We start from the raw sequence: 18,719 nt of genomic DNA, 5'->3' as shown, positions 1-18,719 counted from the left end.
GACGGCGCGTCACGAGGGAGCATTGAATGTCGGATTGGTTCGAAACATATGAGGCAAATATAGCCTTAGATAGACCTTTGGCCGATGATGGCTCGGTTCCAGTCTACTCCACCGCCTCTGGAGCAATGTATCTCGGACAATCCGAAGATGTTCTTCGGTCTAAACCTCTCAAGAAATTTGCTGGCAAGGTTCAACTTGTCATGACCTCACCGCCTTTCCCTCTAAATACCAAGAAAGCATACGGCAACCGAACACAGGATGAGTATGTCGAATGGTTTGCAGATTTTGCACCTATCTTGCGGGACATGGTTACCGAAGACGGTTCAATTGTAATTGAAATTGGCAACGCTTGGATGCCAGGGCGTCCTGTCATGTCGGTCCATGTCATGAAAGCGTTTCTACGCTTCTTGGAGAAAGCTGATCTGCATCTCTGCCAAGAATTTATTTGGTATAACCCGGCACGCCTCCCATCGCCAATCGAATGGGTGAACAAGGAGAGGTCTAGGGTCAAAGATGCGTTCACACGAGTATGGTGGATGTCTCCGAACGAGCGGCCCAAGGCCGACAATCGTAATGTCCTTCGTGAATATAGTCCCAGTATGAAACGATTGATCAAGTCAGGTAAGTATAACGCTGGACTTCGCCCTTCAGCCCACAACATCGGTGCCGAAAGCTTCAAGACTGACAACAAAGGTGCCATCCCGCCAAACGTTGGTAATGTTGACGGGATCCCATCAATTGATGGCACGATTTCTCAACAACAATTCGAACAAACCATGACCCAGATTTCAGAGTTCGAAGAAGCCACAAATCTGCTAAAGGCGGCCAATACGGTTTCAAGCGACGATTATCGAAAATTCTGCCTAAATCAAGGAGCCAAGGTCCATCCGGCACGGATGCCAAAGAGCCTTGCCGATTTTTTTGTAAAATTTCTAACGGACAAGGGTGACATCGTTTTGGACCCATTCGCGGGGAGCAACACTACTGGTGCCGTTGCGGAAAATCTTGAGCGGAAATGGCTCGGAGTTGAAGCAGATTGGAAATACGCAGCGCACTCCATAGGCCGGTTTTGCCCCACAAGTATCGTTTCTACTTGTCAGGGGATCTCAATTGGGAGCCGAGGAGACCGAAAAACCGCCGATTCAACGGTAAAAGCACAAGAATAGCCTACGGTGAATATAACTTGTCTCAATCATCGTCACTGTCGTCGGCTACTTGCCTCTCTAGGTCCCAAATTCCATCGCCAAGGTAACGCGTACCGGATCTAGAGAGGGCATGTGAAACCGCTTCCTTATCGATCTGGCGTTCAGTAAAGAAATTTAGCCAATCTTTGATGTCGCCAATGTTCATCGGTCCCGGCACTTGATTAATAAGCTTTTCGAGTGCGGCGTTAAGTGTAATGCGCCTGGGTTCGCCCCATTCCTTTAGGTAGGCGAAGCGCCCAATGCTGACGGCAATTCGATCATCAAGTGTCGCGATACTAAAAACGGCCTCCGGATCAACTGAAACCAAGCCGTCAATGTAACGGTCTATCTCGTCCAAATGTATCCCAGACCCCTTTTGCCTGAGGGCCGTGAAAACTCTATCAATGAGTGCCGGTTGTTCTTCACGCTTCACCGCTAGATCTCGATCATTGAGCCCCCAAATACCTCTACCTACACGAAGAACTGGATCGCGGTTCCAGATCTGTACAGCCCCATTTAGCCCCCTGATTTTAGAAAGCCGTTCGTTAATCTCTCGTGATGTGAGTGGTCCGCCCGCTGTATCTAAAATCTCAACCACGGCATCCCGAATATCGACGCGGTGCAGATCATCTGCGTCGGGCAAAACCCAAACAAGCCGACCAAGGTACTTAAGTTGTGACTTCATCTGGAGCGCTACGCTTAGTCCATACTTATCAAGTCTATCGCTTAGAGATCCTTCAATCTCTAGAACCTCCGCAAGGAGTTCAGATGTATGCCATTGTCGGCCAGACGAGTGCTCCGCAACAATCTCGGTAGCGACCTCAGCCACCGTTTCGATCTCCAAGTCTGACAAAGGCACATGCTTCCTTAACCCATAGATCCCCCGGCCTAGAAGAACGCCAACATTTGCGACCGGATTTCGAATTTGCTGCTCATCGACCTGCTTTCCAGACAAATCACCGACAGACTTTGCTACCTCACTTGTGTGTAGAGGCCTGGAACTCTCTTCTAGAACAACTTGAATTAGCTGCTCGAGACCACGCCCGTAGGCAGTTAGGGTTCTCGCACCGTCGGAGCCAGAAAAGTGGCACAAACGAGATGCCTCCGCCCAAAGTAGCGGGGCCAGTTCTTTGCCCCAAGCTGGAAGAAAGCTATCGACCGTTTGACGGCACTCTGCTTCTGACCAATTGAGTTCAACCGCGCCTTCAAGAAGTTGCCGAGCCTCCTTCAACTTACCTTCCCAAGCTTCTTGCTCAACACGACTTACGTATCTAAATTCTCCAACTTTTAGAACGTGAAAGCGTTTCTCACACATCACATCAATTAGGTACTCAAGCACATCTTGCTTGTCGGCAGTACCTCTAAACCACTCATCGACGACTTCTAAGCCGAATAGTGGGAGGGGGTCGTTACGGTCATCCAAAATGGCGCCTAACCGGTGCCTGAGCACATCATCCCAAAGTTCTTTCTCAATGATCCGTTCAAGTGACCGCTTCTCAATTTGCCGAATCCGTTCCCGTGTGACCCCGTATTCACTGCCGATGTCCTCTAGGGTTCTTGGCTTCTGACTAAATCCCATTCGATTGAGCAGGATATTTCTGTCCCGCTCATCGATTTGATTGAGTGTTTTTAGAAGATTGACAAGAAGCCCGACTGACAGAAGAGCGGGGGGTTCTTTGCTCTCAGAGCCGACTTCGCCAGGAGCCAATAGCCGCTCTCCAAACGCTTCATCTGATACTTTAAGATCCTCTGTTCCACGTTTTAGGCCCTGTAGGAGGGCTTCAGAAAGGTGCTTCTTCGAATGTCGCCCGAAGTTCTTTAGTCGAAATAGTTCGGCCTCTGTGTAGCCATCAAGATCTGAGACGAGATTAATCCCGTTGCTGGAAAAAACGTTTCCGAGGCGCACAGTTAGAGAGAGTCTTGTAACTGGTTGCGAGCGCAACCAAGGCGGGGCGCAGCGAACAATGTCCAGCGGATCGGCCTCATCACGTATGAGAGCGTCGTAGCGAAACTGTCCTAGTGCGGTTCTAATTTGATGCGGTAGATCTTCCTCCAGTTCGATGTAGCTCTCTTCATCATAAACGCCGACTCGCTTTAGATCGCCGTCAAATTCAGGCGCGACAGACAAGAAACTGGATACCCAGCCACGTGCAGGTTTGGCTGAAGATCCATCTTCGGCGCGAACATTTCTGTCAGTGGAATGCGACGTTACGCTTAGAGTTGGATCCTCGCGGCTGTATCCCCATCCATCAAGGGCGAGATAAATTGGCAACCCTTCTACTTGAGCAATCTCGTGCTCTGAACAGGAAAAGGTTTGAGGCAATACAAACTTTGCGCCTTGGGTAACGAGTAGCCATCCGTCTTTACCGTCAGCAGCCTCGTTAAATGCACGTGTCGGCAAACGACCAAAACCTACATGGAGGACCCCACTTATCTGGCCATCTCCAAACTGTCGCGCCCACTCATCTTCAACTTCATTCAGCTTCTGGGAAACAAATATTTTCCAGTCTGCCCCGCGCCTTCGGGTCATCAAATAGAGTCTGAGTGGGGAGTTCATTGTGATGACAGGTCGTCCATTCTTTTTAGAATTTTCGCAAAGTCAATCTGCCCCTCAGAAGCCTGCTCGTACAACTCACGAACACCCCAGTCCGCTAGTCGTTCGGCAACACGGTAGACGGAAGTATTATCCAACTGATCCTCGTATAGAGCCTCAACTGCGCTCCTAATCAACTGGCCTGGGTCAAGTGATCCCACATTGAACAGTGTTTTCCGCTTTCCTATCTCTGGAGGAACAACACCCGATGCGGCCGCAAAACTTATGGCAAAACGATAACCATCTAGCTTCTCGGCGAAAATTTCCTGCTCTTTTAACTGATCCAGAAGGTCATCTGCATGTTCAGAAAGTCCAACGGTTGTAACATCTGAATCATTCATAGTTTGGACCTTTCGATTTTCGTCTGTGTCTCGGACACCTCGACAAGCTCATAAACTTCCCCTACGCGATCCTTGATTGCTTCAAGATCGGTTTCCCGCCGGATTTCACCACCATGAACGAACAAAACGAACTGAGTAGTGACAGTCGGTAGGTAGCACAGAATGTTGTTGCGGTGCTTTGGATCAAGGCGACCAAATGGCGTATCCATCACCACGGGCCCAGCAGATCTTCCCGTTCTGTTCAAACCGTCTATCAGTGATAGAGCAACAATCTGTTCCGCACCTGCACTACGCATTGAGACTGTACGCCCTTGGCTGTCGAGAATGCTAAGGCCATAGTTATCGTTTATTTGGAGCCCCTGATAAGCCTGTTGCGTCGTCATTTCACGAAAGGCGTCACTTGCCAGTTGCTGAACCCTACCACGAAGTCGGTCTCGCAGCTTTTCTATACTGGCTAGAAAAACCTTCTCTAGATCGGATGTGAGCGTGACCTTGGTAGTGGATTTTTCAGCCCTTGCTGATGCGACCCCTTCGATCGCCTTCCTAGCAATCGCCAGCTCTTCGTTCACTTTCCTAATGTTGGTACGGACGCTACTCAAGTTATCGTCTAGTTTACCCTCTTCTTTGAACAGGTCCACAATCCGCGAACGCTTGCGCGCTATCTCGGTTGCATCTTGTTCATCAATCTTATTTTCAATTTCAGCGATCTCGTTTTCAGCTTTCTGAAGCTTGATCTGCGCTAGATTGACGTCTTTTTCGATCTGAGCGAACCGTTCTCCTGCGGCGGATCCGCGAATTTTCTCTAGATTGCCAAGCTGAGCTGAGATGTCATTTAGCCGAACACTGACATCCTTTTGAGTCATCAGCTTTGCCTGCATCTGACCAAGGGTCGTCTTAAGGTCTTCACGGATAGGTCCGGTCACAGATTGCTGGCAGGTCGGACAAGAGTCGGTGTCGATTAGCTCACGCAGACGATCAATGTCGGCTTCAACACGGGAGGTCTTTTTTATGTCCCCCGTGATGCGACGCTGCTCCTCTCTAAGACCCTTCTTTTTCTCGCCCAATCTCGCATCAAACATGTCCTTCCATGCGGAAGCCAGGACTTGATGGCGCTCAACGTGCTTTCGTTCAATCGTAGCTTGGCTTTCTTTTCGCTCTTCCCTCGCCGCATCGAGCTTGCTTTTCAGTGCAAGGACTGTCGCAGCCGCTTCGATTTCATCTTGCAGGTTTTCGCGTTCTTCCCGGATCGTAGAAATCGACGCTTCAATGTACTTCTGATCCGCTTCAAAAGCCTCCAGCTTCTCGTTCAAAGCATCGGCACGCAAGGCTTGAGCTTTTAGTCCTGAGATATGTGCCAACGCTTTGGTCTGCGCACGGGAAGCGTTCTTTAGAATTGCGCTAAGACCATCTCGCCCCCTTACGAGCGTTGGTACGCCTAAGGCTTGCTCAATCGCATCCTTAATCTGACGCCCTTGCTCGCTCCCTTCAAACAGCAGCTCCTCGTACTCTTGTAGTAATTCACCATCAAAAAGGAAGAATCGCGAGGTCTGCTCCGGAGCCACTTGATCTAGTTCATAGGCCACTTGGTTTCCGGCTACGACTGAACCATTTTTCTTCAGCAGCACCGAGGTCTGAAGGTCTTCGGAACGGGTTGGTCGAACGGCCTGAGAGCGGCGATCGGCTGTCCGACGGAGTTCAAAGATGTCACCGTTGGCTTCAAACTCAACAAACACCTCAACACGCCAATCATCTTCTAGCAACGCATCCTTGTTTACTATGTCAAACAGTGGAATATCCCGGGAGTGTCTGCCCAGAGCCTTCTCATAAAAACCCCATCGAAGTGCGTTGAGAAGCGAGGTTTTGCCTCTCATGTTGTCCCCAAAAACGAGCATCACGTTTCGCGACTCATCCTTGGGGAATTCGATGACTGCCTGCTCTTTGTAAGGCATAAAGTTTTTCATTGTCAGCCGGTTAAGCTTCATTCCTGACCCTCCGACTTGGTTGAAAGTTTTTCAACCTCAGCATCAATGAGCTTCTCCATCTCAGCGACGGGAACGGATATATCCGAGGTAAATTGATTGTTTTTTTGCACGTAGTAGCAAGCACGGAGCAGTTCTTCTGGTAGGTCAGGAGCAACTTCCCCGCGCAAAGCTATCAATATTTCTAAAGCGATGTCTGATCCAGAATGTTCACTCATCATCTTCTACTCCATCTCGTGCTACCAGGTCGTCGATCTCTATCCCCATTTCCATGGAAATGGCCCTGAGTTCTGCGCCTGCTGACATGTTCATCGCTCCATCCGCGAATTCAATTGCACGTATTAGCTCACCACGTAGGAGCCCCAGTTGTTCTGGCTCCGCCTCTGCGTTGAGCGGTTGCACGATCGCGTCATGTATCTCTGCCATGTTTTTCTCAGGGTGTATTCGCAAGACTCTTCCTCGTCGTTGAATGAACTGCCTAGGGTTCTGCGATGACGCTAATATGAGAGCGTGCGAAACCTTGGGAATGTCGACACCCTCATCGAGGCACTTAATCGAAACTAAAATACCGCCAAATTTGTGGAACCACTGCATGGTCGCCTCTCGGTCGCCATCCATATTTGAGTGGTATTCAATGGTTTCAATCCCAGCCAACCGGAGTGCCGTTGCGACGTCAGCTAGTTGTTCGCTGTCTTCACAATAAACTAACCAACTTTGGCCATCGCGAAACTCTTTCTTGATAGTCTTGACTGCGAGATCCACCTTAGCCGCGGCTTTTTTTGCTACTCTTGAGCGCTGGATCAATAACATCTTGGCTCTCTCACTAAGCTGCTTTTTTCCGTTGGCATCAGTGGCGCTCTTGGCGATCTCTTTTTTGATACGGTTCGTAAAATCGAGCCATTGATCCGCTTCGTCCGCGTTCAAGTTTATTGAATGTGGGAAATACTGATAAGGCACTAGCCTGCCAGCCTTCATGGCATCCGAGAGCGTGATGGGTGGGGGTACAACACCCTCGAAGTACCCCAATAGCCTGCTTGTACCTTCCGGGTCACCATAACGCTTCGGCGTTGCACTTAGTCCGAGTCTAAGGCCAGCCTCAATCTGTAGCGCTCGAGAGTTCACTCTACTGCCTAACTGATGAACTTCATCTACGACTAAGAGCAGGGCATCACTCTGAACGACTCCTTTAAGAAATTGATCAGTGGCCGCAGTTGGCATCATTGCCAGTGTTACACGGGCCCCCAGATCGGCATCGGGAACTGTCATACTCTTGAGGCGACCTGGTAACTTCCATCGGTTTTCGCCATCTCCCGCCAACATTAGTGTGACGCCAGGGATCTCATCACGGATCTCTTCAGCCCACTGGCGTAGAAGCAACCTGCTTGGCACAAGAACCACTGCAGGCTTGCCTGCCTGAACGTGCTCTCTGATCGCCACTATTGCGGTGAATGTCTTGCCAGTTCCCGTTGCATGTTCAAAGATTCCTCTTGAGCCCTGCTTTCGCCAAGCATCCAGCGCTTTGATTTGGTGCGGTAAGGGTGTGCGGCGCGATGCTGTCGGGATCGGAACACTTTCCATGATATCTTCGATGCTCTTTGCTGCGAATTTGCTGAGATATTTTTCAGCCGTTTCCGGAAATGCCGACACTTTGACGCCGGGGTCATTTCCCTCCCATAGGGCTGCGAAATGGTTGCGATGCTTTTCGGTTCGAATCCTGTCGGATGCTCCATGCCAATCGCAAAACACCTCAAAGGCTTCGAAGTTGCCTTCTGAGTGCCACCCACTCCAGGTTTCGTTCGTCGAACCTCGAAAGCTCACAGTATTGCCAAAATCATCCGTGAAAAGGCCTAGTTTCTCATGATAGATACCACTTCCTGTCGTGAGTTCAGCCAGTCTGATTTCTAGGGCGCTGCAAGAAATGAGTGTTGCCAACGCTCTTGCGGAAAACTCCGTCGAGGGCTCAGCCAGCAGACGATCAAATTCTTCTATGATCGCAGTACCAAACACTTCTTCGCGGCGTGCATACCCAGCTGAAATGCTTCGAACATCTTCGCCCGTAAGGTTTGGCGAGCAAATCAACTGAATCCGCCCTCCTCGACGGGCAAACTCCAAGATCGTGCTTCCAATGATCAAGAGTACAGTGGATCGAAAGTAGCCAACCGCTCTCTGATAGCTGGTCGCGTTGCGAAGGCACTTTTTGTAGAACGCCTCGACCGGATCGTTTTTTGTAGAACGGTATTCTGTCTCAAGTTTGAGCTTCGACAGATCCCCTCCCAGAACAGCTTCGAACGCGTCACTAATCATTCTAAAATTCGCTACTTTGGTTTGGATTCAATTCGCTACGCCTCAATTACACGCATTTGAACACAACTGTCGGTTTATTCCCAGACGGCGTCAACGCCCATCGCTCAATTGCATCTTAATTTCCGAATGATGGAGGACAGAGCACGTTGAGTTTTGAGCTTGTTGCAGGCCGTCAATGCTGGTCCGGAGATCGTATCACACCTTGATACATTTGTCTTGCAGTGATACACGCTTGCCAGGCTTCAAAACACCAAAGACACGCTCACTGCCAGCGCGGTAGTAGGCAAGTATCGCAATGGTATCCCCGGTGACTTGGTGAAGCGGACGCGGGCGATGCTCACGGCGCTGGATGCTGCGGTTGATTTGGAGGATTTACGCTTTCCACCGGGCAACCACTTGGAAGAACTGAAAGGTGATCGGGCTGGGCAACACTCTGTGCGGATCAACGAGTAATGGCACATCTGCTTTGTTTGGACGCCGAACGGCCCTGCCGATGTTGAGATTGTCGATTTACATTGAAAGGATACGCTGATGAGCCTGCTTGAAGAACCTATGCACCCCGGTGAAGTCCTGAAAGAGCTTTACCTTGATCCCCTGGATATGGGAGCAATCGCGCTTGCGCGGCGTCTGGGCGTGCCTCGGACCCGGATCGAGCGGTTGATCAAGGGCACGACTGGGATCACGCCTGACACGGCTCTGCGCCTCGCTCGTGTGTTCAACACGACCCCGACTTACTGGGTGAACCTACAAACCAATTACGACATGTCGTTAGCGGCCAAAGAGATTGATGTCTCCAACATCGAGCCGATCATTGCGGGTTAATGCGTGTTGCGCTGATCCATATTTGCCTCCCACGCCTCTAGGGTCACTTTTTTGAACTGCTGTGTGGTGGAGGTCCGAACTCTGACGTATAACTTTGTTAGTTTTCAGTGGATAAGGAACCTGTTTTGGTGTGAACGCCCTATCGCACTTTGGCGCGTGCAAGAGACAACGGTGGAGAAGCAGTCAGATGTCAAATTACGAAAATGAAGGCTTCATTATCAGAATTGTAGCTTGTGGGGTCGCTGGGTTGCAAAAGTTGAGTGCCGTCGAGCATTGGAAGAAGCTGGGACAAGCATTCCTAATGCGCAAGCACGATGCACCAAGCGATGAAGCCCTTCGAAAGAATGCGAACCTTTGGATTGACTGGTTCATTCTATTGAAGTGGGCTTTAGTGTTTGGGCTCATTTGGAGGATGGAAAGCGGTTGGCTTGCGGGAACTGTAGTCTCTTATCTACTTTTTTTCAATTTGTTCAGCTACTTCTACTACCATGGATGGGGCAGTGACTATGATCCTCCAAGACTTGACCGCGCGAAGGCCGTGAGGCGCGATAGAAGACGCCTCGTCAGCTTTCTGCTAGCGTTTCTCTTCTCGATTTTTGGTTTCGCATATCTTTACGCAACGCAGATCGCATGCCATTTGGAGTGGCCCTCAAATCCGAATAGGTTGGATGCTCTCTATCTCAGCATCTCAAATTCGTTCACGTTGACCTACGAAGGCTTCCAGCCCAAAGATCAACTTGCTAGGGGTGTCTTGTTGCTACAGTTGATCAACGTGTTCTTGTTTCTCACTGTCTTGATTGGTAACGCGATTCCCACCGTCGGGCGGAGTGAACCCCATTGATCAAGGAGCGTAACAAGCCACATCTTGTGCCACACCCGCAGCCAGACACAAAATTGCCTTGCTTTGGGCGGGGTTTCATGTGATTCTTCCCTTGAAAATAAAGGGAGAGAGCTGTAAACGCCGCTCAACCGGCTGCCGAAGGTGGCAAAGAAAAGCGGTGTGGATGAGAGGCGGCATCTGTTGGCAACTCTCCTATGGCACGGCAAGAAGAGAGATAGATATGTACCATCCCTACGCAGAGCGCCTCAAGGCATCTGAGGCGAAGCAGTTTTTTTTGGATGCGATCAAGCCTAAAATGCCTGATGATCGTGCAATGCCGAACGATGGTGAAAACACTGTTCTGCGCGGCGATCTGACTGACGCAGACCTGTCCCTGCTTACTTCCAACGTTCAGCATACGATTCTGTTGTCGCTATAAAGGTGGTATCAGGCTAAGCCATGATTTCACTTGGAAGCGTTTCAAAGCGAACAAAAACCTTATATGAGCGCTTTTACGCTGATCGTGAAGCCCAGAGATTTTCAACACTATATCAAGTGTTCGAAAAGCTTGCCTCATATGTTGAGGCAAGCAACTTGGGCGCACGCTTGGAAGTCGACTACATGTGTCTGGCCGAGATCGTTAGGTCATATTTTCTCGATACCATCAGGTACAAAGAATACCATTTCGACGCGAAAGACCTCAAATCAATTTCCAACGAAGCTCTAGCACAGGAAGTGGCGGCAACGCTGCAACGGTTCGGGGTAGATTCAATTGATAAACTTGACCCGTTGTCGCCAGAGTGGACAGAGTTGGTCCACAACTCAGTCAACATTAACGCTTCAAAAGTAGCAGCATACACCGCCAAGTGGATTCTCAAGTATAAACCGATATCTGTAATAATGGTCAGCGGTGAACAAGGTGTAAAAGCTTCGCTGCCGCAGGTCGTAAAGCCACACCCTTTCCTTACCAACATCAACGAAGAATTCGCACTTCACTGCGCACTGCTGGTTCTGGGTATCAAAGCAGAACAAGTGCCACAAAAGAAGATTGATGAGCTGATCTACTGTTTTAGATTTCGAGATTTCGACGAGTTATCGTACTTCATGATCCTCTCGGAGGACTACCTAGTCCAAGACGAGGAATGCTGAATTGCCCTTTCGCGTATTTGTCTCGTCCCCGGTTACGGGTATCGAGTTGTTCCGATATGAGATCATGAGTGCCGCAAGGCACGCCGAGCGAAGTGGAAAGTTCGAGTTCTTCTTCTTCGAGCAGCACGAGAATGCCCGCGTGGATGGTAAAACAATCTGCGAAAGTATATTCGAACAATCAGGCCGGCATTTTGACGCGTTTTTTGTTTTTTTTCAGAACCGTGTAGGCCAAGGCACTGTGGAAGAACTTGACTATTTTGAGCAGAGTATTCGTCCCGGGAACCCAAACTGTCGACTATGGTGGTCACAAATTTACTGCGAACAGCATCCCCAAGATGTCAGCGATTTTTTAGGCCGTCTTCATGAGTACAATACAGGACTTCAATGCGTTGCAGGCGAAGAGTTGAACAACGCCCCGAGCGTTCTAAAGGGTCGCTTTACAGCGAAGCTGTTTGAAACCATCGGGACAATGCAAGGCCACTAATTTGCAGGGGTCAATGCGTCATCCCCCGGTCCATTTCGACCTCACGCTCCTCTAGCTCTGTTTCAACCTCTCTTCGGCGGCCTTCACTAATTTCAAGCTGGTCTCGAGTTGCGTGCGCAGCTTCCCGTAGTTCGAGCCCTCGCTCAACAAGCCGTGCAACGCAGCCACGGACGCCGTTTGCGATTGAATGAGCACCGACACGCAGGCGGCCAATCCATCCATCTGGTTCTGCATCCTGCTCGTCGAGCGTTCCTCTAACCCGCTCAATTCCGCGGCTGAGACCTCGCAGGCCGTCACCAACCGCTCGACGCAGGCGAGCAAGTCGCGTTCCAAGGCTGTCAGGGGTGTCGTCATCTAATTCTCCTCGATCTTGATGCAGGTCACTGATCTGCCGCCCAGCGTGCAGGTCCTCAGCCGCGTCTTGGTCGGGTCCAGCACCAGCCAGGTCCCGTCCTCCCTGTCGATCCGCGTCAGGCCCAAGTCCGTCAGTTCCGAGCTCGCCAGCATCAACGTCCAGAGCAAGCTCGCGGCCATCATCGAGACGATCCCCGCCAAAAACATCCCCGTGATCAGCCAGGGCGAGATCGTCAGCCAGCTCTTGTTCTGTCGCAGAAAGGTGCGGGTATCGCTCTCGATTGTACGCTGCGCGTTGGTCGCAATGCTGTTCAAATCGGTCCTGAAGCTCTCCAACTGGGATGCCATCGAGACGGCGTAGTCCTGCCGGATCGTGTCCAGTTCCGCGTTCAGCTTCTCGCTCAGCCGGGTCGGCTTGCCAGTCTTCATGGAAAATCTCTCCTTTCAAACGCCAGCGCTCGTCCGTGTCGGGATCGCGGGCGGTCAGGTATGCTTTGCCGACGCGCGGAAGGTCGTAGCCCGCGTCTGTGAGGGCATCGATCATGGTTGCACGGTCAGTGATCAGGCCAACGCTGACCTGATCCAGAAGCCACGCGTGCAGCTCGTCACGGCCTTGCGCACGGGTTGGGGTTTCAATGGTGTCGCGGACCTCTTGGGTGCGCTCCAACTCCATCGGATCGGCCCAGCCGTGGCGCTGGTTCATCACGTCGCGCAGGCTGTCGAAGGCTTTCTCGTAGCCGGGCGGCGCGATGTTCAGGCTGCGGCCCGAGGTCAGATCCAAGCGCGGCGTGCAGAAATGAAGCTCGACGCGGTCTTCGTGGGTATGGCGGACCCAGAGCACCTCATATTGCTCAGGGTCCAGCCCCGCAAAGGCCAGCCGCTCAAACTGGTCCATGACCTCAGCCTGCTGGTCCTCGGTCGGGGCGTCGCTGGCGGCAAAGCTGATCACGCCCGCGCGGTAGGTCCACTGGTGGCGACTAGCGTCGATCAGGGCCTCGGTGCGCTCAGGGTTGCCGCGCAGGACCTCGGGCAATGGATCGCGCGTGACCGTCATCGGCCGTCCATCGGCATCGCGGATCAGGTCGCGGTTGTCGTCATAGGCCAGCACACGCTCGGCCACGAGGTAGCCGACCGGCCCCGCGCCCGCGCCTTTGCCATTGCGGAAGAACTTGATCAGCATCTGCGTGCCGCCTCGATGATCTGGGCAAGCTGGCGTTCGATGGTCAACAGGCGGCGTGCAACGGTGAGCGCGTCAATATCAACGCGCCCCGCCAGCATCGCGCGGTTCAGCCAGCGGGCGATCTGGTTGAGGTTGCCACCGATGCGCCCGACGGCCAGCACCAGCGCGGGATCGACGCGGGGAACCGGCTTGCGACGGCGGGCTTCCGTCAGGCCAAGCGCCTCGCGCAGCAGGGTCGCAGCGGGCAGTCCTGCCGCCTCGGCCTTGGCGCGCAACTGGGCCTTCTCTGCCGCTGTGCACCGAAAGACGAAGGTCTCGGTCAGCAGCTCTTTGGTGCGGGCTTTTCCCGCGCCGGTGGGGTTCGAAGGGGAGGCTTGCCGCCCCTCGCAAGGTCCCGTGTCAGCAGCGTCAGCGTATGACATGGGTCGCCTTGCTGTTTGCGCTTCGGTGGGATCGGTTGTGTTCATGATCTGAGGCCTGCCGCCTGAATTTGCGCCTGTGTGACCAGCTCTGCGGCCAAGAGCGCGTCGATTTGGCCGGGTGTGATGTGGCGGCAAAGAGGATGGCGTTCCGTCACCCAATTCGCGAAGCCGACCAGCATCTCGGCTTGTTTGGCCTTCGTCTCTTCTCGGCTTTGGGTGATGTCGTCGACATAGGCCCGCCAGCGTCCCGACCTGAACCAGTTGTCCGAGAAACAAACCTTGGAGCGGGTGAAGCCCGCGCTGTCCGCTGCGTAGGCCTTCACGGCCTGCAACAGGTCCTCGACCTCTGTCCCAGCGTCCAAAGCCTCCCTAATCCGGCTAAGGCACTCAGCCTTCCCTCGCAAACGGTCGGGCGGATAGGAGGCCAGAATCTTCTCAGCCTCTTCATCCTCTGCCGCCTCGCGCTCACGCGTAGGTGGTTTATGGATGGTTTTAGGGTGGTTTGGGGGCCGTGATGGCCCCGGTACCCCGGCCACTGTGGCCCCCGTTCCGGGTCCAGTCTGGACGGGGTCCACTGTGGCCCCCGTCTCGATCTCGGGCTCTGCGGTGGGTTCCAGCGCCTCAACCTTCGCCAGATTGATCCGGTAGACGACGGTGAATCCGTTCTTGCAGCCGCGCGCACCGGTTTCGACCAGGATGCCTTCCTTCAGGAACTCCCGGATCGTCCGCTTGACGGTGGTCTCGCCCAGCTCCGTATGCCGCTGAATCGTTCCCTTAGAACACCAAATGCCGGAACCATCATCGCTCGCCTTGTCTGCGAGAAACATGATGATCTGCTTGCGCGTCGCGCTGCCGAACTTCCGTTCCGCGCATATGTTCGCAACCCGCCAGCTCATCGGATGGCCCCCAAAGGCGCAAAGACGTGCGAATTTTGTACAGGTTTTGTACGAGATTTCCGCCGTTTCAGTAGAATTCGGCCCGAAAGCTCTCGGGAGTTTCTGCAAGCATCTGCACAAAGCCCTGTAAATAAGTCATATTTTTCAGGCGTTTTTGGCGACCCCGGCAGGATTCGAACCTGCAACCTGCCCCTTAGGAGGGAACCGTTCATAGCGCTATTCCTTTTTTGTTTTCTGCTGCTTGGGTGTTTGTACAGGGTCTTCCTGTACATGGTTTGTACGAAAACGGGCTCTAATGTCGGCCTCATCCGTCTCTGCATGGGCATAGATGCGCATGGGTAAATTTGGGTCTGACCAGCGCCCAGCCTTGGCCGCTGTGACTGGATCGACTCCTTGCCGCACGACCAATTCAGTGAAGAACCCATGCCTCCCTGCGGGGTGCGCTGATAGATACTGGATGCCCGCTCGCTTGCAGATCGTCTTCCAGCGCGTGTTGTATCCGGTCGAACTGCCATAGCCGAACACGCGCGGTTTCATGAATTTGCCGGTCTTACGGTTCTTGGGTCGTTTGGGAGGAAGCGCGAGCAGTTCATCCATCATCTGCGGCGAGACGGTGATCCAGCTCTCCGGATGCCCCTTCTGGGCCTTCACCCTGATCTTGTTCTCGGCAGGCCTCAGATCATCAGGTTCCAAAGATACGGCCTGATCAATCCGCGCTGCCGTCTCGAACATGAACCGCACCAACGCGGCATTGTACGGATCGGCAGCACCACAAAACGCCTCGATCCATTCCTTGTCCGCTGGGGTTCGCTCCACCCTGCTGATCTTCCCACGCCGCCTGTCTTGGGCAATTCGCTCGAACTTGTCATAGGGCTTCACCCTAATCAGCGGCGTACCCTCCAACTCATGCGCGTTGTTGATCACCGCACTGGCGGGTGTCACAATCTCGCGCCACCACGTATCGGTAGATGCCTTCGGCTTCAGCTTTGGCCCCAACCCTTTTAGCAGCGCACCGGATATCGCTCTTAATGGCGTATCGCCAATTTCCTTAACAATATCGATCAACTGCTTGGCCGCTTTTGGAGAGGCATTGTAGAGCATGATCGCATCTGAAAACGTTTTGCTTGGTTCATCCCCAAGCAAATATTGACGGATTTGATACTCGGTCTCATGCGCTAGCCAGTCCCGTGCGCCTGCTTCTGTAGTCGACCCAGTGCTGTCGCGGTATTTACGTGAGATCGGTCTGCCGTTGTATTCGATCGTCCCGTAGACATAGAAGTATCGGCCCCGCTTATAGATTTTGGTCGGCATGACGGGCCTCTCTCAAAAATGGTGTCGATCTGTGCAGGAGTGATAAGCATGGTCCGTCCCAACCGATAAAACGCTCCCGTATCATTCGCCCGCTCGCGAAGCGTGCGCTCGGAAATCTCGATGCCTAAGCCCACCATGACTTCGACCCATTGAGCGGGTGTCTTTCCAAGACCAAGGATTTGCGAGCTGTCAGCATGTTCTACATTTTGCATTACCTTCATCCCTTCCTGCCACTGCTTGCGCATTTGGGCTCGGCCTTGACGGTGAAGAGGGCAACATACTTTTCCCACGCTCCACTCGGAATCTTGGGGTTACGTTTTCCTGGTGCCGTGTAGATGTGGTCCAACATGTCTTCGCGGATCAGATAACGAACGTTGGTCACCGGAATGCCAACTCGCTCTGCTAGCTCTTTGGGTGTTTCGAGAAGTTTGGTCATAGATCGCCTCTCAATCGGTTGCTTACAATTCGAGGCGAGGAATTTAGTTTTGCGTTCAGAAAGAAACAAAACTACGCTGATCGTGCATGAATCAGGCGCATCGCCATCGTTCGTAACATATATTGTTAGATATGATCACGAATGAGGTCAATACGATTACAAACGAAAGTTCAAAATGTCTATTCAAGGGATGGGGGAACGCCTTGCGGCGGTGAGAAACATGTCAAAGCTCTCCCAAGAGGATATGTGCCGCCGCTTGGGTATTAGTCGAAGTGCGTTCCAGAACTACGAACGTGGCCAGCGAGTCCTTCCCGCCGAACTCTTGCTCAAAGTTTATGAAGAGTTCGACGTTGATCCGTTGTGGATGCTGGAAGGCGACACCGAGACTGGCAAAAGCAGACGCCACGACGAGGTGACACAAGCCTACCGAAAGATCGGCCTCGCGGTCGAGAATCGTATCAATGAACGAAGACTTAAAGTAACGCCCGAAAAGAAGTGGGACGCTATCGACTTCCTGTTTGCTGAATTTCTTAACACCGACGCTTTGGGCGGCGAAGATCATGAGCCAGACACCAAGCGGATCGATAGCATTCTAGGGTTGGTAGCATAATGTCTGACACTGATTTCCCAGCAGGCGTTCATGTCCTGAGACCGCGCAAGGTTTCCGTGTCCAAGAAGCTCGATGGTTTCCTTGAAAAGGCAGGACTAGCGAATTCAAACAACAATAAGCAAAATGATACTACTCGCCCACGAGCTGGAAGCCTGAACGCGTTCACCTGCGCGGATTGTGGCCAAATTGAATACCTGACACGCGAATACTGCCGTTGCGGTCACTACTTACGCGGCCAACTGGAAGACGAATACCTGGCGTGGGAACAAGGGATTCACGCTCTGCATACTGAATTGTCGGACGAGGTTGAACTCAAGCTCAAGCCCCTGCGCAAGTTCTACCTGCTGGCCATACCCTTCATGTTGGTACCCGCAATGAATGTGCTCTTTTGGTCAAATAACTTTGCTTTGATTACTCTTCTTTGGTGGTTACCAGCCGTGTTGATAGCGGGTGCAGGCTTGTTTGCTGAAGACCACCTCATCCGCCCACTTAAAGAAAGTGCTAGGTTCGTTGATAGCTACACCTTCGAAACCTTTATTGAGCAAAGGAGCTCTTTTTGAAAAACTGGCTTGAGCGTAGTCGCTTTTCGGAGAGTTCAAAGCTTAAGGTGGAACACTCAAGGTTTTGAGGTGGTTCACATACAGATTCAATAATATGGGTAGACGGCGCGTCACGAGGGAGCATTGAATGTCGGATTGGTTCGAAACATATGAGGCAAATATAGCCTTAGATAGACCTTTGGCCGATGATGGCTCGGTTCCAGTCTACTCCACCGCCTCTGGAGCAATGTATCTCGGACAATCCGAAGATGTTCTTCGGTCTAAACCTCTCAAGAAATTTGCTGGCAAGGTTCAACTTGTCATGACCTCACCGCCTTTCCCTCTAAATACCAAGAAAGCATACGGCAACCGAACACAGGATGAGTATGTCGAATGGTTTGCAGATTTTGCACCTATCTTGCGGGACATGGTTACCGAAGACGGTTCAATTGTAATTGAAATTGGCAACGCTTGGATGCCAGGGCGTCCTGTCATGTCGGTCCATGTCATGAAAGCGTTTCTACGCTTCTTGGAGAAAGCTGATCTGCATCTCTGCCAAGAATTTATTTGGTATAACCCGGCACGCCTCCCATCGCCAATCGAATGGGTGAACAAGGAGAGGTCTAGGGTCAAAGATGCGTTCACACGAGTATGGTGGATGTCTCCGAACGAGCGGCCCAAGGCCGACAATCGTAATGTCCTTCGTGAATATAGTCCCAGTATGAAACGATTGATCAAGTCAGGTAAGTATAACGCTGGACTTCGCCCTTCAGCCCACAACATCGGTGCCGAAAGCTTCAAGACTGACAACAAAGGTGCCATCCCGCCAAACGTTGGTAATGTTGACGGGATCCCATCAATTGATGGCACGATTTCTCAACAACAATTCGAACAAACCATGACCCAGATTTCAGAGTTCGAAGAAGCCACAAATCTGCTAAAGGCGGCCAATACGGTTTCAAGCGACGATTATCGAAAATTCTGCCTAAATCAAGGAGCCAAGGTCCATCCGGCACGGATGCCAAAGAGCCTTGCCGATTTTTTTGTAAAATTTCTAACGGACAAGGGTGACATCGTTTTGGACCCATTCGCGGGGAGCAACACTACTGGTGCCGTTGCGGAAAATCTTGAGCGGAAATGGCTCGGAGTTGAAGCAGATTGGAAATACGCAGCGCACTCCATAGGCCGGTTTTGCCCCACAAGTATCGTTTCTACTTGTCAGGGGATCTCAATTGGGAGCCGAGGAGACCGAAAAACCGCCGATTCAACGGTAAAAGCACAAGAATAGCCTACGG

19 protein-coding genes and 1 pseudogene are annotated in these 18,719 nt (G+C 52.1%); 10 read left to right on the top strand and 10 right to left on the bottom strand.

Features of this window, described 5'->3' with window-relative positions:
* Positions 1-26 precede the first annotated feature (26 nt).
* On the top strand, positions 27-1,166 hold the full coding sequence (locus tag KPG71_RS08350) for a site-specific DNA-methyltransferase (protein WP_216337638.1): 1,140 nt from the start codon (positions 27-29) through the stop codon (positions 1,164-1,166).
* 22 nt (positions 1,167-1,188) lie between these two features.
* On the opposite strand, the gene KPG71_RS08345 is transcribed toward KPG71_RS08350, so the two are convergent.
* The 5 genes from KPG71_RS08345 to KPG71_RS08325 are packed head-to-tail and all read right to left on the bottom strand — an operon-like array spanning position 1,189 to position 8,401.
* On the bottom strand, positions 1,189-3,714 hold the full coding sequence (locus tag KPG71_RS08345) for a sigma factor-like helix-turn-helix DNA-binding protein (RefSeq protein ID WP_216337637.1): 2,526 nt from the start codon (positions 3,712-3,714) through the stop codon (positions 1,189-1,191).
* A 23-nt stretch (positions 3,715-3,737) separates the two neighbouring features.
* Entirely contained in the window at positions 3,738-4,118 is a 381-nt protein-coding gene (locus tag KPG71_RS08340; RefSeq protein ID WP_216337636.1) for a hypothetical protein, read from the bottom strand.
* Positions 4,115-6,100 (bottom strand): AAA family ATPase, encoded by a 1,986-nt coding sequence (locus KPG71_RS08335; protein WP_216337635.1) that lies wholly within the window; start codon positions 6,098-6,100, stop codon positions 4,115-4,117. Before KPG71_RS08335 ends, KPG71_RS08340 begins: the two co-directional genes overlap by 4 nt.
* On the bottom strand, positions 6,097-6,318 hold the full coding sequence (locus KPG71_RS08330) for a hypothetical protein (protein ID WP_216337634.1): 222 nt from the start codon (positions 6,316-6,318) through the stop codon (positions 6,097-6,099). Before KPG71_RS08330 ends, KPG71_RS08335 begins: the two co-directional genes overlap by 4 nt.
* A complete protein-coding gene (locus tag KPG71_RS08325; protein WP_216337633.1) occupies positions 6,308-8,401 on the bottom strand; it encodes a DEAD/DEAH box helicase family protein in 2,094 nt (697 codons plus the stop codon). Before KPG71_RS08325 ends, KPG71_RS08330 begins: the two co-directional genes overlap by 11 nt.
* 297 nt (positions 8,402-8,698) lie before the next feature.
* On the opposite strand from KPG71_RS08325, the pseudogene KPG71_RS19760 reads away from it, so the two are divergent.
* The 6 genes and pseudogenes from KPG71_RS19760 to KPG71_RS08295 all read left to right on the top strand — a co-directional run.
* Positions 8,699-8,854, top strand: a pseudogene (locus KPG71_RS19760) (type II toxin-antitoxin system RelE/ParE family toxin); the annotation flags it as partial.
* Positions 8,855-8,932: 78 nt separating this feature from the next.
* Entirely contained in the window at positions 8,933-9,223 is a 291-nt protein-coding gene (locus tag KPG71_RS08315; RefSeq protein ID WP_216337632.1) for a HigA family addiction module antitoxin, read from the top strand.
* A 187-nt stretch (positions 9,224-9,410) separates the two neighbouring features.
* Positions 9,411-10,064 carry a hypothetical protein gene (locus KPG71_RS08310; protein ID WP_216337631.1) on the top strand — a complete coding sequence of 218 codons (654 nt, stop codon included), beginning with the start codon at positions 9,411-9,413 and terminating at the stop codon, positions 10,062-10,064.
* A gap of 163 nt (positions 10,065-10,227) precedes the next feature.
* Entirely contained in the window at positions 10,228-10,482 is a 255-nt protein-coding gene (locus tag KPG71_RS08305; protein WP_216337630.1) for a hypothetical protein, read from the top strand.
* 20 nt (positions 10,483-10,502) lie between these two features.
* A complete protein-coding gene (locus KPG71_RS08300; protein WP_216337629.1) occupies positions 10,503-11,192 on the top strand; it encodes a hypothetical protein in 690 nt (229 codons plus the stop codon).
* A gap of 64 nt (positions 11,193-11,256) precedes the next feature.
* Positions 11,257-11,676 (top strand): hypothetical protein, encoded by a 420-nt coding sequence (locus tag KPG71_RS08295; RefSeq protein ID WP_216337628.1) that lies wholly within the window; start codon positions 11,257-11,259, stop codon positions 11,674-11,676.
* 10 nt (positions 11,677-11,686) lie between these two features.
* On the opposite strand, the gene KPG71_RS08290 is transcribed toward KPG71_RS08295, so the two are convergent.
* The 5 genes from KPG71_RS08290 to KPG71_RS08270 form a co-directional block, all read right to left on the bottom strand.
* Entirely contained in the window at positions 11,687-13,210 is a 1,524-nt protein-coding gene (locus KPG71_RS08290; protein WP_216337627.1) for a relaxase/mobilization nuclease domain-containing protein, read from the bottom strand.
* On the bottom strand, positions 13,204-13,632 hold the full coding sequence (gene mobC, locus KPG71_RS08285; RefSeq protein ID WP_253196176.1) for a plasmid mobilization relaxosome protein MobC: 429 nt from the start codon (positions 13,630-13,632) through the stop codon (positions 13,204-13,206). The genes KPG71_RS08290 and mobC overlap by 7 nt, the downstream gene beginning before the upstream one ends.
* 41 nt (positions 13,633-13,673) lie before the next feature.
* Positions 13,674-14,528 (bottom strand): hypothetical protein, encoded by an 855-nt coding sequence (locus tag KPG71_RS08280; protein WP_216337626.1) that lies wholly within the window; start codon positions 14,526-14,528, stop codon positions 13,674-13,676.
* 216 nt (positions 14,529-14,744) lie between these two features.
* A complete protein-coding gene (locus KPG71_RS08275; RefSeq protein WP_216337641.1) occupies positions 14,745-15,839 on the bottom strand; it encodes a site-specific integrase in 1,095 nt (364 codons plus the stop codon).
* A gap of 217 nt (positions 15,840-16,056) precedes the next feature.
* A complete protein-coding gene (locus KPG71_RS08270) occupies positions 16,057-16,275 on the bottom strand; it encodes a hypothetical protein (RefSeq protein WP_176249802.1) in 219 nt (72 codons plus the stop codon).
* A gap of 175 nt (positions 16,276-16,450) precedes the next feature.
* Between KPG71_RS08270 and KPG71_RS08265 the strand changes: the two genes are divergently transcribed.
* The 3 genes from KPG71_RS08265 (at position 16,451) to KPG71_RS08255 (ending at position 18,712) form a co-directional block, all read left to right on the top strand.
* Positions 16,451-16,885, top strand: a complete 435-nt coding sequence (locus KPG71_RS08265; protein ID WP_216337640.1) for a helix-turn-helix domain-containing protein — start codon at positions 16,451-16,453, stop codon at positions 16,883-16,885.
* The gene (locus KPG71_RS08260; protein WP_216337639.1) at positions 16,885-17,445 is read left to right on the top strand and encodes a hypothetical protein; all 561 of its coding nucleotides are present in this window, start codon (positions 16,885-16,887) and stop codon (positions 17,443-17,445) included. The genes KPG71_RS08265 and KPG71_RS08260 overlap by 1 nt, the downstream gene beginning before the upstream one ends.
* Before the next feature lie 127 nt (positions 17,446-17,572).
* Positions 17,573-18,712, top strand: coding sequence for a site-specific DNA-methyltransferase (locus tag KPG71_RS08255; RefSeq protein WP_216337638.1), 1,140 nt, complete (start codon positions 17,573-17,575; stop codon positions 18,710-18,712).
* Positions 18,713-18,719: the final 7 nt, after the last annotated feature.

Source organism: Roseovarius sp. PS-C2 (genome assembly GCF_018862045.1).
Lineage (GTDB): Bacteria > Pseudomonadota > Alphaproteobacteria > Rhodobacterales > Rhodobacteraceae > Roseovarius.
This window is presented reverse-complemented; position numbering and strand designations above follow the sequence as displayed.

What these genes read in the sequence shown, in the direction of transcription:
- KPG71_RS08350 (WP_216337638.1), top strand. Translation starts at nt 27, where the DNA reads ATGTCGGATTGGTTCGAAACATATGAGGCAAATATAGCCTTAGATAGA.
- KPG71_RS08345 (WP_216337637.1), bottom strand. Translation starts at nt 3,714, where the DNA reads ATGACCCGAAGGCGCGGGGCAGACTGGAAAATATTTGTTTCCCAGAAG.
- KPG71_RS08340 (WP_216337636.1), bottom strand. Translation starts at nt 4,118, where the DNA reads ATGAATGATTCAGATGTTACAACCGTTGGACTTTCTGAACATGCAGAT.
- KPG71_RS08335 (WP_216337635.1), bottom strand. Translation starts at nt 6,100, where the DNA reads ATGAAGCTTAACCGGCTGACAATGAAAAACTTTATGCCTTACAAAGAG.
- KPG71_RS08330 (WP_216337634.1), bottom strand. Translation starts at nt 6,318, where the DNA reads ATGATGAGTGAACATTCTGGATCAGACATCGCTTTAGAAATATTGATA.
- KPG71_RS08325 (WP_216337633.1), bottom strand. Translation starts at nt 8,401, where the DNA reads ATGATTAGTGACGCGTTCGAAGCTGTTCTGGGAGGGGATCTGTCGAAG.
- KPG71_RS08315 (WP_216337632.1), top strand. Translation starts at nt 8,933, where the DNA reads ATGAGCCTGCTTGAAGAACCTATGCACCCCGGTGAAGTCCTGAAAGAG.
- KPG71_RS08310 (WP_216337631.1), top strand. Translation starts at nt 9,411, where the DNA reads ATGTCAAATTACGAAAATGAAGGCTTCATTATCAGAATTGTAGCTTGT.
- KPG71_RS08305 (WP_216337630.1), top strand. Translation starts at nt 10,228, where the DNA reads ATGAGAGGCGGCATCTGTTGGCAACTCTCCTATGGCACGGCAAGAAGA.
- KPG71_RS08300 (WP_216337629.1), top strand. Translation starts at nt 10,503, where the DNA reads ATGATTTCACTTGGAAGCGTTTCAAAGCGAACAAAAACCTTATATGAG.
- KPG71_RS08295 (WP_216337628.1), top strand. Translation starts at nt 11,257, where the DNA reads ATGAGTGCCGCAAGGCACGCCGAGCGAAGTGGAAAGTTCGAGTTCTTC.
- KPG71_RS08290 (WP_216337627.1), bottom strand. Translation starts at nt 13,210, where the DNA reads ATGCTGATCAAGTTCTTCCGCAATGGCAAAGGCGCGGGCGCGGGGCCG.
- mobC (WP_253196176.1), bottom strand. Translation starts at nt 13,632, where the DNA reads ATGTCATACGCTGACGCTGCTGACACGGGACCTTGCGAGGGGCGGCAA.
- KPG71_RS08280 (WP_216337626.1), bottom strand. Translation starts at nt 14,528, where the DNA reads ATGAGCTGGCGGGTTGCGAACATATGCGCGGAACGGAAGTTCGGCAGC.
- KPG71_RS08275 (WP_216337641.1), bottom strand. Translation starts at nt 15,839, where the DNA reads ATGCCGACCAAAATCTATAAGCGGGGCCGATACTTCTATGTCTACGGG.
- KPG71_RS08270 (WP_176249802.1), bottom strand. Translation starts at nt 16,275, where the DNA reads ATGACCAAACTTCTCGAAACACCCAAAGAGCTAGCAGAGCGAGTTGGC.
- KPG71_RS08265 (WP_216337640.1), top strand. Translation starts at nt 16,451, where the DNA reads ATGTCTATTCAAGGGATGGGGGAACGCCTTGCGGCGGTGAGAAACATG.
- KPG71_RS08260 (WP_216337639.1), top strand. Translation starts at nt 16,885, where the DNA reads ATGTCTGACACTGATTTCCCAGCAGGCGTTCATGTCCTGAGACCGCGC.
- KPG71_RS08255 (WP_216337638.1), top strand. Translation starts at nt 17,573, where the DNA reads ATGTCGGATTGGTTCGAAACATATGAGGCAAATATAGCCTTAGATAGA.